Raw genomic sequence first — 16164 nt, 5'->3', positions numbered from 1 at the left:
ATTCTGACTTCTTCAACAATCAGAACCTAATTGTTTCTGAATCACAGCTATTATCTTTGCTTCCCAAGCCGGATCGTTTAATTTTATTGCAGCATCACAATGACGAGATTTTCGTCTATCCATGTAAGCATAAAAGGCTTCTTTATCATCCTTGTAGGTGATAAAGTAACTCTTTAGCTCTTGGTCGCTGATTGCTGCATAGTTTACCTTCTTCATGGTTGTATACTACTATCTGGTGTAATTTCTAGCTCTATATATAACTGGTCAGCAAAAAAGCTACAGAATTCTACGATCGCACCTACAGAATGTCGGATTTAGCAGTAAGTGCAAAGATATTTTCTGTATGCCGTAAAATTCTTACTATAAAAACAAAATCTTTATTTCAAATATGAGCAATCCACAAAATTTGTATATTGTCAAGCGTTCTGGTGGAAACTGTGAAATTATCCCCAGCGACCAACTTGGCGACGATAATTTAGAAATTATAGAACAGTGGGGGCCTTTTAATTCGCAAGAAGAAGCGATCGCTCGGCGTGTTGGACTTATAAGAGCTGGAAAGTGCCAACCAGTTTAAGTTAGGAGTTAGGTAGTTGACAGTGACGCTCTTTATTCCTAACTCCTTACAATTCAGTCTTAACTTTATTCCTAACTCTTCATTTTTCTGCTGTCGGTGTACCTTTAACAGCAATTTGTTTACCTATCACTTCCACTGCTTTAGCAAATTGAGGGTCTGCTAAAGTAGCTAGTTTGTCACGTTCATGGAGCCACAAATCCTCCATCTGCTTTTTGGTCAAATCCACCTTCACATCTGGTGAAATGCCTTTGTGATTGATATCTGTGCCATTGGGGGTATAGTAATGAGCAATTGTTACCGCTAATCCTGAACCATCTTCTAGGGGACGCACCGATTGTACTAGTCCCTTACCAAAGGTTTGAGTACCGACCAAAGTAGCACGCTTATTATCCTGCAAAGCTCCTGAAAGGATTTCACTGGCACTAGCTGAACCTTTATCTACCAGCACCACCAATGGTTTATTAGTCAAGGCTCGTCCGTTTGCTTCTTCTTTTTCTGCCTCTCCTTGGCGTTCAACAGTGGAGACAATCTTACCTTTATCTATCCACATCCGGGCAATATCCACGCTGGAGAAAAGTAAACCACCTGGATTACCACGCAGATCGAGAATATATCCAGCTACCTTTTTGTTTTCTAAATTTTTGATCGCAGTTTGCATTTCTTTACCAGCATTGGCGCTAAACTGGTTCAAACGAATGTAACCGAGATTGCCTGCTGGGGTATTCTTTTCAGAAAACTTAACTGGATGGATTTCAATTCGCGCCCGTGTAATGTCAAATTGTTTTACCTTAGTATCGCGCTGAATAGTCAAGCTGACTTTCGATCCTGCTTCACCCCTAATTAAGGATACTGCCTGATTGGTATCCATCCCCTTGGTATCTTTGCCGTTAATTTTGAGGATGATATCTTTTGCCAAAACACCAGCTTTAAAAGCTGGTGTATCCTCGATTGGCGCAATTACAACCAATTGCTTGGTTTTTTCATCCTGACTAATGGTGATCCCAATTCCTGTCAATTCTCCAGAGGTATCCACCTGCATATTCTTGAATTCCGATGGATCCATAAATCGGGTGTACGGATCATCTAGCTTTTTCAGCATTTCCCGAATCGACTTATACGCATCCTGCGGATTACTGTAGGACTTGCTCAAGTATTCCTTACGAACAGCCTGCCAATCTACCTGATTAAAAGTACCGTCTACATATTGGCGCTGAACAATTTGCCAAACTTCATCTACTAATTCTTTAGGACTTGCTTTAAATAAAGCCTGACCTTGGGAATGAATGCCACAGCTAGTAAAAGCGATCGTGGAGAGTGTCACTGCCGTAGCACCCAAAACAAGTATATTTTTTGTAGTCACCATAATGACAGCTGCATCAGAGGGAAAATTTATAGTCAGTATGCTCAATCTAACACAGGCTACCACTTACAGACCAAGTATGTATTCTTAATTTGAACAATATACTTGACAATCAGACGACCTTAGTGGCTAAAAAATATAAAGTTTTTGGGAATGGGACATTGGCCAAACAGGACATGGAGAAGAGACAAAGGAGAGATTTTCAATATATTTCTCCTTGTCCCCCTTGTCCCCTTGTCTCCCCTGCTCCCCTGCCCCTTTAAGGTTCTACCCAGCGTTCATCTGCCTTAATAAGGTTAATTAATTCCTCTACACCTTTATCTTCTGGGACTTTTTTTATTTCTTCTCGACCACGATACAAAGAAATATAACCAGGTGTTTTGCCAACATAACCATAGTCGGCATCTGCCATTTCTCCGGGACCGTTGACAATGCAACCCATAACTGCGATGTCTAGCCCAGTTAAATGTTTAGTAGCTTCCCGGACTTTGTGCAGCACTTCCTCTAGATTAAACAAAGTGCGTCCACAGGAAGGACAAGCAACATATTCCACCATCGTTTTTCGCAATCCCAAAGCTTGGAGAATGCTATAACAGACGGGAATTTCTTTTTCTGGTGCTTCTGTAAGTGAGACGCGAATTGTATCGCCAATGCCATCAGCAAGTAACGTGGCAATACCAGCTGTGGATTTAATTCGCCCGTATTCCCCATCACCGGCTTCGGTAACGCCTAAATGTAGCGGATAATCCATACCCAGTTCATCCATGCGCTTGGCGATGAGGCGATAGGCGGCTACCATCACTGGTACTCTTGAAGCTTTCATGGAAATTACCAAGTTGTGAAAATCCAAAGATTCACAAATGCGGATGAATTCTATAGCAGATTCCACCATTCCTTCAGGGGTGTCACCGTAAGTAAATAGCATCCTCTCTGCCAGGGAACCGTGATTTACCCCAATTCGCATCGATTTACCTTGGTCGCGCAAAGAAACTACTAGAGGTTCTAAGGTTTCGCGGATTTTTTCGCCAATATCGTCAAATTCGCTTTTAGTATATTCAGTGCGATTGATGTTTGGCTTTTCAAACACATACAAGCCCGGATTAATCCGTACTTTCTCTATATGCTTGGCGACTTCCACAGCGATTTTTAACCCGTTGTGATGGACATCAGCCACAATTGGCACATCTTGGTAAGTTTTAATTAATTTTTGTTTAATTTCCCCTAAAGCTTTAGCATGAGCCATACTCGGCACTGTGACGCGGACAATTTCACAGCCTATTTCGTGCAGACGACGAATAGCAGCTACGGAACCATCAATATCAAGAGTGTCTTCGTTAATCATTGACTGCACCACAACGGGGTAGCCACCGCCAATGGTGACATTTCCCACCTTTACAGGACGGGTTTTTCGCCGCTTGATAGTTGTATCAAAGCTGGCTTGAGGTGATGTGATGCTTGAAGGGTTTGCTGTGGGCAGAGTTTGCATAACCTGATTAGGTAAATTTGCTGTAGCTAAAATATCAGATTTAATAAATCTCTGTTTCCCAGATTGCCACAGCTAGCGCTTTTTTGGACGATTAATATAGAAAAAAATGGAGAAGGAGGCAGGCAAAGAAACAAAGAGCAATTCAGGAGTTTTACTCTTTTGTAAAGATATATCGCTTAAAAATCTTTTTAACTGAGTAACTTGAGTGCGATCGCTAAAATCATGTTTTTATAATACAAATATACTATTTAATTTAGATTTGAGAAAATTTCGGGATTGAAATCATAGATGTTATTACAGAATAAAGGCGGCTGTAATTATGAACACCCAAATAACACCCCAATTACTAATTCCTCCACACTTTAACCCTGAAGAAGTGGGCAAAGTCTGGCGCGTACCTTACCAAGAACGTGCTGCTGAAGCTGAAATCTGGGCGAAACAACACGATATCAAACCTACATCTTTAGATAAAACCCGTATTTGCCTACTGTTAATTGATGTCCAAAATACCTTCTGCATCCCTGGATTTGAATTATTTGTAGGTGGAAAATCTGGGAATGCAGCAGTGGATGATAACCTCAGATTATCTGAGTTTATCTATCGAAACTTGGGAATAATTACGAAAATTGTACCAACTTTAGATACTCACACTACAACGCAAATTTTCCATCCAATCTTTTGGGTGAACGCTGCGGGAGAACATCCCACCCCAGCAGCAACTAGCATCACACCAGCAGATATTGAGAAAGGTATCTGGAAAGTCAACCCAGCAGTTGCTAACACTGTTACTAATGGAGATTATGAATTATTAGAAAAACACGCTTATTATTACCTTAAAAAACTTAGTCAAGACGGTAAATATCCTCTCACTATTTGGCCTTATCATTCTATGTTGGGTGGTATCGGTCATGCTTTAGTTTCATCGATAGAAGAAGCGGTATTTTTCCACGGTATAGCGCGTCAGAGTCAAACACAATTTGAAATTAAAGGTGAAAATCCTTTAACAGAAAATTATTCCATCTTACGTCCAGAAGTGTTGGAAGATTTTGAACAACGTCCACTTGCTCAAAAGAACACGCTGTTGATTAAACAACTTTTAGAATATGATGCAGTAATTATTGGTGGTCAAGCTAAAAGTCACTGCGTCGCTTGGACAATTGACGATTTATTAACAGAAATTAAACAGGTAGATGCTACTCTGGCGAAAAAAATCTATCTACTAGAAGATTGCACTTCCCCGGTTGTTGTACCTGGTGTTGTGGACTATACAGAACAGGCAGATGCAGCATTTACAAGGTTTGCAGAGGCAGGAATGCACATTGTCAAATCTAGTGAATTTTGGAATTGGGCATAGGGTATGGGGCATTGGGCATTGGGTTTAGTAGTCTCCCTTGTCTTTTATTCGTTATTCCCTACTCCCTACTTCCCATTTCTTTATTTCTTCAAATAACCCTTGGGATCTTGTGCTACCCAACCCAGAGATGAGCTAGAACGCACTTCAAAATGGAGATGCGGTTGAGTGGATGTTGGTTTTCCACTAGTGCCTACTGTTCCTAGTAAGTCTCCTTTTTTCACTTGCTGACCGACAGTAACTTTGATACTGTCAAGCTGGGCGTAGCGGCTTTGAAGTCCGCCACTGTGGTTAATAATGACTAATTTGCCATAAGAACCTTGATCGCTGGCAAAGGCTACAGTTCCAGGTGCGATCGCTTGCACATTAGCACCAACTGGTGCTAATAAGTCAACACCACTGTGGAAGAAAACTTCACCTGTCGCAGGATTAATTTGCCAGCCATAAGCTAATCCCACATTTGCCACTTGTGCTAAGGGATATCCAGACAAGGATGCACGGTTTGGTGTACCTGCATCAGTAGGTAAAGGTGACTTAGTTACAACACCATTAGGCGACCAATTTACCCCCGGAACAAACACGACTCTGGGGTTTTGTTGGCAGCCATTCACCTCAAACAGGCTATCAGCACGAACTTTGTATTGTGTCGCCACTTGTCGCCAAGTTTGATTGCGAGGCACTTCGACTACAATCCCATTGTAGGGAGGAATCTGAAGCACACTACCAACGGCGGCAGCTGCACCATTTTGCAAAGCTGGATTCATGCCAATAATAGTTGTCGGAATGAGATTGTAGCGCTGCGCTATGCTCTCTAAAGTTTCGCCAGGAACAACTTTATGGCGTTGGAAGCGAGATAGGGCTGGAGTTGAGCAACCATCCACAGCAGCCTCAGCACTGTTTGAGTATGGCAGTATGCTTACTAGGCTCAAGGCGCTAACTAAGCTACAGAGAAACAGTTGACGAAAGGGTAAAGTCATGTATACAGGTCAATAGCGCATTAACTTTAGATTTTAGATGGGAAAAATGGAGAGTGGGGAGATGAGGAGCAGGGAAGCAGGGAAGTAGGGGGAGAATATATAATCCCCAGTACCTAATACCCAGTACCCAATCCCTAATTTCTCATAAATTGATCTGTCCACTTGCCGTTAGCTTGACTACACTTAGAAGTTAGCAACTGCATTGCTGTTCTTGAGCAAAACAATTATGAAGTTATCTTTAAAGCAACTGGCGGTTTATGTATTTTTACTGGTAATTGGCGGTGGTGCAGGTTTGTTTGGCAGTCGCTATCTCATTCCACAAAATCGCTCGTTCCAACAGCTAAGAAATGTCACAATGGCTTCGCCTCCAGAATCCGTAGTTCCGAATTCTCCTAACGGAGGGATTGGGGCTACTGGTGGCGATAACGTGAATTTTATTGCAACGGCAGTGCAAAAAGTTGGCCCGGCTGTAGTGCGAATTAATGCCACTCGCAAAGTAGCCAATCCCATCTCTGACGCATTGAAAAATCCCATATTGCGGCGATTCTTTGGAGAGGATGACCAACCAATTCCTCAAGAACGCATTGAGCGCGGTACAGGATCGGGATTTATTTTGAGTGAAGATGGAGAACTACTCACTAACGCTCATGTAGTGGCAGATACAGATACAGTACAAGTTACCCTCAAGGATGGTCGAAGTTTAGAGGGTAAGGTAGTAGGAGTTGATTCTGTAACAGATGTAGCGGTAGTGAAAATACAAGCGAATGATTTGCCAACGGTAAAATTGGGCAATTCGCAAAACCTGATCCCAGGACAATGGGCGATCGCTATTGGCAATCCTCTGGGTTTAGATAATACTGTTACTATCGGCATTATCAGCGCTACCGATCGCACTAGCACTCAAGTTGGTGTCCCAGATAAGCGAGTCAGCTTTATCCAAACTGATGCCGCAATTAATCCTGGTAATTCTGGTGGCCCCTTATTAAACGCCCAAGGCGAAGTGATTGGTATTAACACTGCCATCCGCGCTGATGCTCAAGGACTCGGTTTTGCCATCCCCATTGAAACCGCCGCCCGCATCGCTGATGAACTATTTACCAAAGGGCGTGTGGAACATCCTTTCTTGGGTATTGAAATGGCAGACCTTTCTCCCATCAGAAAGCAGCAGATTAATCAAGAAAATCAACTGAGCATTCAGCAGGATGCTGGAATTGTGATTAAAGGAGTTACAGATGATTCCCCGGCCAAGCGTGGAGGACTGCTTCCTGGAGACGTGATTCAAAAATTTAACGGTAAACCAGTCAAAACTTCAGCCCAAGTTCAAAGGCTGGTAGAGTCGAGCAAAGTTGGAGACATTTTAACGATCGAAGTCAACCGCAGCGGTAAAATTCAAACCTTTAAAGTTCAATCAGGAGCTTATCCTGAAAGGAAGTAGTCAAAATAATTCGTAATTGATAATTCGTAATTCGTAATTCTTACCTACAAGATGCTCTTTCTAGCTTGCTTCTCTGTAGCAGTACGCAGATTCGCTAAAGCTGCGCTCTCAGTGGAAGATTGAATTCTCCATCAATATTTTGTTGACAACTAAATTTTCATTCAGTGTCAGCTACTATACCTTTTTTAATTACGAATTACGAATTAGTCATTATTTGGTCAATAGTCGCAGAATGTTTGATTACTGACTATTGAATTATTGATCATTAGACAAATGCTCTAACTGCATTCTTTGTTCCATCTGGCGCAGAAAATACCCCGTCATCATGGCTGACGCTAGAAGTCCAGCTAAATTCTCCCGATCTGTTGTGATTTGCACGTTAAAATTTTCTGCCGGGAGCATCCCCACTAGCCCTTGGACATTTTGCGAGATGATTTGTTTAATTTCGGGACTGGCGGACTGAGCAATCCTAGCTAAAACATCAGGAGACTGATGCTGTAGATATTTGAGTAACTGATTAGGGTATTGCTCAGAGTGGTCGGAAAGAAGTTGATTAGGGTGTTCCTCGGAGTTGTCATTCAAAAAGTCAGGATTAAACACCATTGGCAGTTTTATTTAGCTTAATTGCTAACTCTACTTTAAACCATAGTACAAGGGTAGCGTATTCACCACAGGTATAAGTCAAGAGGAGGGAGAATTGGGAATTGGGCAAACAGGGCGTTGGGAAGAGACTTGGGGACTCTTGAGAATTGGGGACAAGGGGAAGGGAAAGACTTGTTGCAAGTTCTAACTTTAGTCACCTTGTCACCTCGTTACCTTGTCCCCCTTCTCCTCCCTGGTCCCCTGCTTCCTTGTTTTCTCATTCCCCTCATTTTCCCCATGCCCCATATCCCATGCCCTAGACCCCACTCCATGTAGTTCTAGTTCTAGTTCTAGTTGTTCTTCCTTTTGACTGGTAGAGAGTATTTGCGGAAGTTGTTCGATTTGGAAATACTGATGAAATTTCGGTGTTACTTGGAGCGAGTAGGAGCGAGAATCGCTATCTCGGCGTTTGCGGATGAAACCAAGTTCAACGAGTTCTGGAACGTGCTGATATACTCCTGAACCGCGTAGGTTAATCAAGTCGCTTTGGAGTATAGGACTATTAAGGGCGATCGCTGCTAAAGTTCGCAATGCACCTACACCCAATTCTACTGGTATCATTGTTTGCACTAGATCATGAAAGTCAGATCGTAGTTGCAAACTGTAACCATCTGGGGTTTCTATGACCTCTAAAGCGCTATCTCGGTGGGCATAATTGTCCATAAGTTCAATTATGCCTTCTTTGACAGTGGCGCGATCGCACGCGGCATACTCGGCGATTTCGCCGAGCGACAAGGGTTTACCCTTTAAATAGAGAATTGCTTCTATCTTCGTCGCTGTGGCTGTAATCATTTAGTCATTAGTAGTTAGTCATTGGTGAAGATGGTGCGGTCTTGGGGGTTTCCCCCATGAGCAACTGGCGTTAGCGCAGCGTTAACGACGCAGGAGCGTCACCCGAAGGGTGATTAGTCATTGGTCATTAGTACATGACAACTAACAATCAACAAGTGTGTGGCATCATATCGTAAATTGTCAAAGTATTTTTTAAAACTTTCAAATTTGGCATTGGGGTTAAGAAATATGGTGACAGGAAATAATTTGTACTATATTTCCTTGTTCGCTTCCTCAAAAGCCTCTATTTGTTAGAATAAATTCTGCGATCGCTAAATCTTGGGGAGTGGTCACTTTTAAATTTGTCTCCTCTCCCTCGACAATTCGGACTTCGATGCCGCACTTTTCAAATAAAGCAGCATCGTCTGTTACTTCCCAACCTTGACGAACTCCTTCAGCATGGCACTGTTTCAACAACTTGACATCAAATCCTTGAGGAGTTTGTGCTGCCCATAGTTGTCGTCTGTCGGGTGTCTCTTGAATTATGCCTTGCTCATCAACCACTTTGATGGTGTCTTTGACGGGTACACCAGCAATTAAACCGGGACAGTGGCGAATGGCCTCGGCACAAGAGTTAAATAAATCTGGTGTAGCTAGGCATCTGGCACCATCATGAATTAACACTTGTTCTGCGGCTATTGGCAGAGATTGCAAGCCATTGTAAACAGATTCTTGACGGGTGGAGCCGCCTTGAATCAATTCCACTGGTTTAGTCAGCTTTAGATTGGCGATAATTGCTTTGAACTCTGGCCAATCGCTAGACTGAGAAATAATCCCAATCCAACTGATTGTACTGGCGGTTTCTGCGGCTAATAAAGTCCAGGCAATAATTGGTTGCGATCGCACGAGTAGTAGGAGTTTATTGCGGTTACTACCCATTCTTTTTCCGATTCCCGCAGCTGGAATTAGTAAATACACAGAATTCCTCAATCTTTAAGCTATATATTTTCCCCTAAAATAGGGAGCGAGTAAGCGTCAATAAATATTATGCGAGTAGTAGCCCTTGTACCTGGCGGAATTGGCGACCAAATTCTCTTCTTTCCGACTCTAGATGACCTGAAGCGCCATTACCCTGACGCTCAGATAGATGTCGTTGTTGAACCCCAGTCAAAGGCTGCCTACCGAGTGAGCAAGTCAGTTCACGAGGTGCTGTACTTTGATTTTAATGACCGTAATAGTCTGGCAGATTGGGGTAATTTAGTGGGGACAATTCGCGATCGCGAATACGATGTTGCCATTGCTGTTAAGCAAAATTGGTTGGTAGGTCTTTTACTCTGGTTAACGGGAATTCCTATACGCATTGGTTATCAAGGCAAAGGATCGGGTTTTCTTACCCATACTGTGCCGTTCAAACCATCCCAATATGCGGCAGCAGTATATCACGACTTGCTGCAACCGTTGGAAATAAATAGCCCTGTCCCAGAGTTAGCAGTAAATGTACCAAAACCAGATATTGAGTGGGCACAAAAGGAACAAAAACGTTTAGGAGTTCATGAAACAGGCTATATTTTGATTCATGGCAGTTCTGGCCAGTTATTACAGGCTAAAGAACTAGATAAAATCTACCCTGTTGAAAGTTGGCAGCAAATTATTCAAGCCTTCCAACAAAAGCAGCCCGATCTACCCGTGGTGGTTATTAAGGGACTTGATGATGATCTGTTTGTGCGATCGCTTTTGGAGTCTTCTCCAGATATCAAGGTGACTGCCCCAGATGATATTGGTAAGTTAACTGCCATAATTGCTGGAGCAAATTTGATGTTATCTACTGATAGCGCGGCACTACAACTTAGTGTTGCAGTTCAAACCTATACCATTGCTGTATTTGGGCCCAGCAATCCAGCTAAGTTGTTGCCGAAAAACGATAAATTCCTGGCTATTGAATCCCTCACGGGAAAAACGGCGGATATTTCACCAAACACAGTTTTAGAAAAAATTTGGGGTGGCTAAACTAGTAGTTTTCCCAAACTTAGATACCTAGAACAGAGAGTAAGCCTCAAAACCTCTCTCTTTACAGGAGAGAGGTGAATGTATATTGCATAGAAATAAAAAGCTCTATAATTTCTCACTTAGCCGTTATCACAAGTTGGGAACGGCTTTCAGCTTTTATTTAGACAAATCGATCTATTCTAGTGCGTTATGCCATTTCCAAAAATTTTTGCAACGTATTAATTTGCTGTAGGGGCATACATCTGTATGCCCCTACCTATTTATCTGTATCAGATATTTAGTAAAATGATATTACCCGCTCACGAATACATCCTAAAAAATTGGATTTTTTAATTGGGAATCTCTTCACCTAACTTGAGTTTAAGAACCTTTTCCACCTAGCCCAACACAGTTCAGTTAAACCCAAAATCCTTCGATATGTGTTAGTCCAGCAAGATAAAGACAATTTTGTATCTCTATAGTTCAAGGTCAAATTACACATCTAAAATCCAGAATGGTATTAATTAGAGGCAAGCAATAAATGTCCAGCTTGCCATATATGTTCCCACAAATATACTGGGATAATCAGCATTACTATCGGAAACAAACCAGTCAGGAATTGCTTTCTGCTCTCGAACCCTCTTGTCCAAACCAATTTGTAGAGATATATTTTCGTGAGCAATTTTTGCATTAGCAATTTCTAGCATTTCTTCTATTGACTTTTGTAGCCACTCTGCTCGAACAAACAAACTGTGAGATGGATGATCGCCGTAGCAAAAAGGTACAATGAGAACGAGATATCCTTTGTCGTTTAGTATTTTATTCAAGCAAAATTGAATAATTTCTTGATCGTCTTTTTTTTCTTGGGTCTCTTTGTTAATGCTGTGAAATAATAAACCCGCTAGCACAACTGCATCAAATTTTTGATTCTTTTCAACAAGTTCAGCCAGGAAAAGCGACAAATCTTTGGTAACAAACTTTCTATTTGGGTAGAGTTTTAAACATTGTTCAATAGCTAATTCACTGTGATCGACTCCTAGATAGTCACATCGAGTCGGAAGATATTTGCTTAAAGCCCCATTACCACATCCTAAATCTAATAAAGAGAATGAGTTCTCTGGAAAAGCGTTACTTAAAAAACCACCTGTAGGTGTGTATCGAGTGACATTTTCTGTGGATTCAAAGTAAGAATAATAGTCATCTTGGAAACGTTCTTCTTCAGATGTTGCACGCTCAGGTACTAAATTTTTCATTCCAAAACCCTCATTTTCTCAAGCTTGTTTGATTACAAAATTGCTCTTTCAGTATCTTGCAAACTACTGAAAGCACTTTAAGTAAAAAGTATCAAATGTAACTTATTTCTTTTACAGAAAAGAAACAGGTTTCTATATCAGCATATTTGCTATAGTTAATTTAAAAAATATCTTTTTAGATAGATAAAAATTTCATCCCTAAAGGATGTTTTAAATATCGCAAAATATACTATGTATTAATACAATTTAGTTAAGTTTTTGGTATTGATTTCGGCAAATAGAGGCGCGAAATTATATTTCGTGTCGATGCGCTAACGCTTCTCTACAGAGGATTTAGGGCTTAACTGAACGATATTGTAATCTAAGAAGAACAACTTCACACAGTCCACCAAAACGAAGAAAATTTTCTCAAAACTCTTCCATCACCTATTAGCTATTTAAAATATTTCAAAAAAACCATCATCTAGTTCATAACCTAGAATTTGCGCCATAGACTTCAGCCGCGAGAGGCTGGGAATATCTTGTTGTTTAAGCCAGTCACCTAAAGTAAAGATTTTATGCATCAAAAATATTTCTAAGGCTTCAGGATTATACTGAATACCTTCTTGGGAACTAAACTGGTGTGGTACAAGCATGGCGGCATAACGAGCAAATTCTCCAGCTTTCCAATCTAGTAAAAATGGCAACCAGGGATATTTGGCATCTAGACGCACAAACCACAAGCGCAGCTCTGGAATTTCTGAGAGTTCCCGTGGGTCGCCAGGTTGGAGATCGTAATTGACATCAAAGCGTAGCTGCTGTTCGTGGGATGCAACCCCATCTTGCAGCAGTTTTTCAATCACCGTTGATGCAGGGGACAGATCCAGATTGTTAATGAAGTCATTATTGAGTGCGATCGCGATTGTCATTGATTCAGCAGCCACTTTCTTGATGCTCAACTGTAGGATCGACAATCTACAGTAGCAGCTTTCAGGGATTGACGCTAGATTGACCTTTAGTTGCACAAACCAAAGTTGGTAGTCTCAACACTTTGGCCGTGCATAATTGCCTGGCTGGGGATGCTTCTCGGTTTTGGCTTACCCTTACCCACAAACGTAACCGCTGATGAATTTCTTGCCATGTTTCATCTTTTTGCCATTGCTGGAAGTAATTTTATAAAAGAAGTAGGCATTTTTAGAATAGTGGGATAAGTTCTCTGGAAGATGGTAGTTTAGGAGATTTAGCTTTCAAAATCCGAATTGAGATGTATAGACAGGGAATTAGAAGAGGTAGAAACACTTCATGATGCGTCATGGCAGCAGGTAAAATATTATGCTCTCGTGGAGGTCTAAATGAATGTATTAAAGCGTCGTATTGGTCTTGAGCAAGAATTTTTTCTGGTAGATGAGACTGGTTATTTGAGCGATCGCGCTGATGAGTTTTTGGAAAGTTGTCACTTAATGGCGCAAACACAAGGTTTAAACCCAAAGTACTTTGTGCCAGAGTTCGTCAAAAGCATGGTAGAAATTAACACACCTCCTGCCGACACTGGTACAGAACTAGCAAGAGTTTATCTCAAAAATCTCAAATTGGCGCTTTCTGTGGCACAACAGATGGGTTTACGCCTTTACCCTCTGTCTAGCTACCCTTTGCACATTACGCCAGTTATGCGCGATCAGCCTAATTACCATATCCAAGCGCGGACTGTCGGCTATGAGAAATTTTTACACGCCGGCAAATGTACAGGTACACACCTGCATTTGGAAGTCCCGCCTGGGGTAATTGACCCTAGTGTTGCAGTATCCTACAACTCGACATCAAAAGACCGAGAAGAACTACTAAATATCTATAATTTAGCTACAGCTTGCGACTCAGCACTCATTTCTCTGACGCGGGCGTGTCCCTTTTATGAAGGACAGGCGATCGGACTAGCCGCGCACACAACTCGTTATCGAGGTAGTGAAACCTTTGGCTGGGAAGGAGTTTACACTGATTTACAGCCAGTCGGCGGACTCATGCCTTATGCCTTGAGTGTGGAGGGTTTAGTTGAACAGCAATTTGCTCGTTATTATGCTTGGTTGCAAGCGATGGAAAAAGCCGGAATTGAACCGAACCTGTTCAAAGAAGCAGGAGTCAGCTTACTCAAGTCAGCTTGGAATCCAGTTAGACTCAACAATCTCAGCACAGTGGAAATTAGATGTATAGATAGTAACTATCCTCTGGTAATATTAGCTGTAATTACACTGCTTGAGAAGGCGGCTGATCGAGTCAGGCGTGAGAAATTAACAGTTAGACCAGCGAAAGAAATGCAGATATTTGAACTAGTTGGCGATCGCCTGTATGTACCAGATTTTGAATATCTATCAGGGGAATTGCTCTATACCTCGGCTACAGAGGGAGTTAAAAACCCCAAAGTTAAGGCTTATGTCGATTCAATTTTGCAGTTTGCGAGCGCTCCAGGTGGCGAAGGAGCAAATTTTCTGGCGAAAGTGAGCAAACACCTCGATCGCTATCAGACGATAGAAGCTGGGATATTGCAAGAGTTTACCCCAACAACTGCTCAACTTCCATTAGATGACGGTTTGCGTTTAGTGCGTGAATGTTGTGACAAGCTAGAAGCACAAGTTTCATCGATAGATACAGAAAATCCCCTAGCAGCGTTGGATGCTGATGAAGGATTGTTACTACAGCAGTATTAATCGAAACAGAGTGCAAAATTTTTCATAAATACTTGAGGGGGTAAGAGGTAGTTGCCGTTGGCAACTACCTCTTATATCATGTCCGCATAATTAGTTGTGATTCCCACAGTCATTGCACCCCACTCCTTTGTCTCCCCTCCCCGCTTACAAGGAGGGGAGACAAAGGGCAGTTCGTTTAATAGATATTAATGCATCTTTATAGCGAATTGGTATGAAACTTTTTTGCTGACCTATACAAGGTTTATACACAAGTCTAACCTTCTCAAACTTATTTGATACTTTTGCTTAGTTTTCACTGGTTATAACAAATATACATCTAGTTCCTAGTCTTGATATGAGTTGCTGTCCATCGCCACTCACGTACACTGGATTTTGCTACACTTAAATGTTACTTTTTAATTACGATAAATACTTGCACTTAACTAAAAAATTACTACACGATTAACATGGTATGTCATTAGAATTATCCCACTTGGAAAAGGCAACGCCTGCCCCAAGGTGGACATTTACAGCAATTTTAAGTTAAAGTTGTAATGAGTTTGTTTTAGATTAAGGTCTGACAAAGTAGCCGTCAAGAAGCAAAAAAATTATTATCGCCACCTGTCACTTCCGCAGCATCAAAAGCCAAAACATAAGTGCAGGTAAAACAGCGGTGTGCAATATCATTGCATATATTAAATAACCAATAAACATTTAGATCGGAAAATCCCTCCAACAGTTAATAAGCTGTAATATGCAAAATCAAACAATTTCTACAAAACCAATTCGTTCCTTAGAAGATGCACTTGAGCGCTGTCAAATCTTGGGTATGCGCGTCAGTCGTCAGCGTCGTTTTATTCTGGAATTACTTTGGCAAGCAAATGAACATCTTGCTGCAAGAGAGATTTATGATCGCTTGAACCACGAAGGTAAAGAGATCGGTCATACTTCTGTTTATCAAAATTTAGAAGCGTTATCCAGTCAAGGCATCATTGAGTGTATTGAACGCTGTGATGGGCGTTTGTACGGCAATATTAGTGACTCTCACAGTCATATAAACTGTGTGGATACAAATCAAATTCTTGATGTTCACGTGGAACTACCAGAAGATTTGATCCGCAAAATTGAAGAAGAAACAGGAGTGCGGATTACTGAGTACAGTATTAACTTTTTTGGCTACCGCAATCCGCAGGAGGGTTAGGGATTGGGGAGTAGGGGAGCAGGGGGGACAAGGTGATAAGGTGACAAGAGGGAATTATTGAACAAGTCTCTCCTTTATCTTCCCCCTCTTCCTTATCTACCTTGTCTCTTCTCAATGCCCAATGCCCAATGCCCAATGCCCTATTGCCCAATCGAATTATTGCCAAAAACTGTCTCATCATCGGCATCATCATCATCTAAATCTACTGGCAAAATTGCGCCTTCACAGCTTTCAATTAGTCCGATCGCTAGTTCTTCAATTTCTTGGCTAAGTATTCCGTAAACTAGTAAATTGTAAATATTCTGGGCTACGCTACTGAGAGAATCAAGTACAAAAGTAGACGTACCATAAGCTTCATCTTGGTACTGAGTCAGAAGTTGAAGTTGAGCAGCAATCGCATCTGCACAAAGAGATTCGCCTAACTTGAGATGCGAAAACTCAATTAAACTACTTTTCACTGAGCTTTCTACA

The 16164-nt window shown here is 41.6% G+C and carries 16 protein-coding genes; 6 read left to right on the top strand and 10 right to left on the bottom strand.

Annotated features, from left to right (window positions below):
• Positions 1-12: 12 nt before the first annotated feature.
• A complete protein-coding gene (locus V7K79_RS29430) occupies positions 13-216 on the bottom strand; it encodes a DUF6887 family protein (protein WP_335053035.1) in 204 nt (67 codons plus the stop codon).
• A 172-nt stretch (positions 217-388) separates the two neighbouring features.
• Here V7K79_RS29430 and V7K79_RS29425 point away from each other — a divergent pair, with 172 nt between their 5' ends.
• Positions 389-574, top strand: coding sequence for a DDE transposase family protein (locus V7K79_RS29425; RefSeq protein ID WP_335053033.1), 186 nt, complete (start codon positions 389-391; stop codon positions 572-574).
• A 79-nt stretch (positions 575-653) separates the two neighbouring features.
• Here the strand turns inward: V7K79_RS29425 and ctpC are convergent, their stop codons facing one another.
• The gene (gene ctpC / locus V7K79_RS29420) at positions 654-1937 is read right to left on the bottom strand and encodes a carboxyl-terminal processing protease CtpC (protein WP_335053031.1); all 1284 of its coding nucleotides are present in this window, start codon (positions 1935-1937) and stop codon (positions 654-656) included.
• A gap of 256 nt (positions 1938-2193) precedes the next feature.
• Complete coding sequence (ispG, locus tag V7K79_RS29415; protein WP_335053029.1) at positions 2194-3420, bottom strand: (E)-4-hydroxy-3-methylbut-2-enyl-diphosphate synthase; 1227 nt, start codon at positions 3418-3420, stop codon at positions 2194-2196.
• Positions 3421-3739: 319 nt separating this feature from the next.
• On the opposite strand from ispG, the gene V7K79_RS29410 reads away from it, so the two are divergent.
• Complete coding sequence (locus V7K79_RS29410; protein ID WP_335053027.1) at positions 3740-4774, top strand: isochorismatase; 1035 nt, start codon at positions 3740-3742, stop codon at positions 4772-4774.
• Positions 4775-4854: 80 nt separating this feature from the next.
• Here the strand turns inward: V7K79_RS29410 and V7K79_RS29405 are convergent, their stop codons facing one another.
• Entirely contained in the window at positions 4855-5748 is an 894-nt protein-coding gene (locus V7K79_RS29405; RefSeq protein WP_335053025.1) for a LysM peptidoglycan-binding domain-containing M23 family metallopeptidase, read from the bottom strand.
• Positions 5749-5974: 226 nt separating this feature from the next.
• Between V7K79_RS29405 and V7K79_RS29400 the strand changes: the two genes are divergently transcribed.
• Positions 5975-7183: an HhoA/HhoB/HtrA family serine endopeptidase gene (locus V7K79_RS29400; protein WP_335053023.1), complete on the top strand. Its 1209-nt coding sequence runs from the start codon at positions 5975-5977 to the stop codon at positions 7181-7183.
• A gap of 255 nt (positions 7184-7438) precedes the next feature.
• On the opposite strand, the gene V7K79_RS29395 is transcribed toward V7K79_RS29400, so the two are convergent.
• The 3 genes from V7K79_RS29395 to ispD all read right to left on the bottom strand — a co-directional run bounded on the left by V7K79_RS29395 (position 7439) and on the right by ispD (position 9574).
• Positions 7439-7786: a DUF760 domain-containing protein gene (locus tag V7K79_RS29395; protein WP_335053021.1), complete on the bottom strand. Its 348-nt coding sequence runs from the start codon at positions 7784-7786 to the stop codon at positions 7439-7441.
• A 201-nt stretch (positions 7787-7987) separates the two neighbouring features.
• The gene (gene scpB, locus V7K79_RS29390; protein ID WP_335053019.1) at positions 7988-8617 is read right to left on the bottom strand and encodes an SMC-Scp complex subunit ScpB; all 630 of its coding nucleotides are present in this window, start codon (positions 8615-8617) and stop codon (positions 7988-7990) included.
• Between the two features lie 273 nt (positions 8618-8890).
• Positions 8891-9574 carry a 2-C-methyl-D-erythritol 4-phosphate cytidylyltransferase gene (ispD, locus tag V7K79_RS29385; protein WP_335053017.1) on the bottom strand — a complete coding sequence of 228 codons (684 nt, stop codon included), beginning with the start codon at positions 9572-9574 and terminating at the stop codon, positions 8891-8893.
• A 69-nt stretch (positions 9575-9643) separates the two neighbouring features.
• Here ispD and V7K79_RS29380 point away from each other — a divergent pair, with 69 nt between their 5' ends.
• Positions 9644-10603: a glycosyltransferase family 9 protein gene (locus V7K79_RS29380; protein ID WP_335053015.1), complete on the top strand. Its 960-nt coding sequence runs from the start codon at positions 9644-9646 to the stop codon at positions 10601-10603.
• 503 nt (positions 10604-11106) lie between these two features.
• Here V7K79_RS29380 and V7K79_RS29375 read toward each other — a convergent pair.
• Both V7K79_RS29375 and V7K79_RS29370 read right to left on the bottom strand, forming a co-directional pair.
• Positions 11107-11835, bottom strand: a complete 729-nt coding sequence (locus tag V7K79_RS29375) for a class I SAM-dependent methyltransferase (RefSeq protein ID WP_335053013.1) — start codon at positions 11833-11835, stop codon at positions 11107-11109.
• Between the two features lie 437 nt (positions 11836-12272).
• Entirely contained in the window at positions 12273-12743 is a 471-nt protein-coding gene (locus tag V7K79_RS29370; RefSeq protein ID WP_335053137.1) for a CRR6 family NdhI maturation factor, read from the bottom strand.
• A 423-nt stretch (positions 12744-13166) separates the two neighbouring features.
• On the opposite strand from V7K79_RS29370, the gene V7K79_RS29365 reads away from it, so the two are divergent.
• Together V7K79_RS29365 and V7K79_RS29360 are read left to right on the top strand one after the other, a co-directional pair.
• The gene (locus tag V7K79_RS29365) at positions 13167-14513 is read left to right on the top strand and encodes a glutamate-cysteine ligase family protein (RefSeq protein ID WP_335053011.1); all 1347 of its coding nucleotides are present in this window, start codon (positions 13167-13169) and stop codon (positions 14511-14513) included.
• Positions 14514-15246: 733 nt separating this feature from the next.
• A complete protein-coding gene (locus V7K79_RS29360) occupies positions 15247-15693 on the top strand; it encodes a Fur family transcriptional regulator (protein ID WP_335053009.1) in 447 nt (148 codons plus the stop codon).
• Positions 15694-15833: 140 nt separating this feature from the next.
• On the opposite strand, the gene V7K79_RS29355 is transcribed toward V7K79_RS29360, so the two are convergent.
• Complete coding sequence (locus V7K79_RS29355; protein WP_335053008.1) at positions 15834-16151, bottom strand: hypothetical protein; 318 nt, start codon at positions 16149-16151, stop codon at positions 15834-15836.
• Between the last annotated feature and the right edge of the window lie 13 nt (positions 16152-16164).

This window comes from Nostoc sp., from assembly GCF_036917575.1.
In the GTDB taxonomy this organism is placed as follows: domain Bacteria; phylum Cyanobacteriota; class Cyanobacteriia; order Cyanobacteriales; family Nostocaceae; genus Nostoc.
The sequence above is the reverse complement of the archived record's forward strand: the minus strand, read 5'-3'. Positions and strand labels throughout refer to the sequence as shown.

Coding starts and splice junctions, on each gene's coding strand:
- V7K79_RS29430 (WP_335053035.1), bottom strand. CDS start 216: ATGAAGAAGGTAAACTATGCAGCAATCAGCGACCAAGAGCTAAAGAGT.
- V7K79_RS29425 (WP_335053033.1), top strand. CDS start 389: ATGAGCAATCCACAAAATTTGTATATTGTCAAGCGTTCTGGTGGAAAC.
- ctpC (WP_335053031.1), bottom strand. CDS start 1,937: ATGGTGACTACAAAAAATATACTTGTTTTGGGTGCTACGGCAGTGACA.
- ispG (WP_335053029.1), bottom strand. CDS start 3,420: ATGCAAACTCTGCCCACAGCAAACCCTTCAAGCATCACATCACCTCAA.
- V7K79_RS29410 (WP_335053027.1), top strand. CDS start 3,740: ATGAACACCCAAATAACACCCCAATTACTAATTCCTCCACACTTTAAC.
- V7K79_RS29405 (WP_335053025.1), bottom strand. CDS start 5,748: ATGACTTTACCCTTTCGTCAACTGTTTCTCTGTAGCTTAGTTAGCGCC.
- V7K79_RS29400 (WP_335053023.1), top strand. CDS start 5,975: ATGAAGTTATCTTTAAAGCAACTGGCGGTTTATGTATTTTTACTGGTA.
- V7K79_RS29395 (WP_335053021.1), bottom strand. CDS start 7,786: ATGGTGTTTAATCCTGACTTTTTGAATGACAACTCCGAGGAACACCCT.
- scpB (WP_335053019.1), bottom strand. CDS start 8,617: ATGATTACAGCCACAGCGACGAAGATAGAAGCAATTCTCTATTTAAAG.
- V7K79_RS29380 (WP_335053015.1), top strand. CDS start 9,644: ATGCGAGTAGTAGCCCTTGTACCTGGCGGAATTGGCGACCAAATTCTC.
- V7K79_RS29375 (WP_335053013.1), bottom strand. CDS start 11,835: ATGAAAAATTTAGTACCTGAGCGTGCAACATCTGAAGAAGAACGTTTC.
- V7K79_RS29370 (WP_335053137.1), bottom strand. CDS start 12,743: ATGACAATCGCGATCGCACTCAATAATGACTTCATTAACAATCTGGAT.
- V7K79_RS29365 (WP_335053011.1), top strand. CDS start 13,167: ATGAATGTATTAAAGCGTCGTATTGGTCTTGAGCAAGAATTTTTTCTG.
- V7K79_RS29360 (WP_335053009.1), top strand. CDS start 15,247: ATGCAAAATCAAACAATTTCTACAAAACCAATTCGTTCCTTAGAAGAT.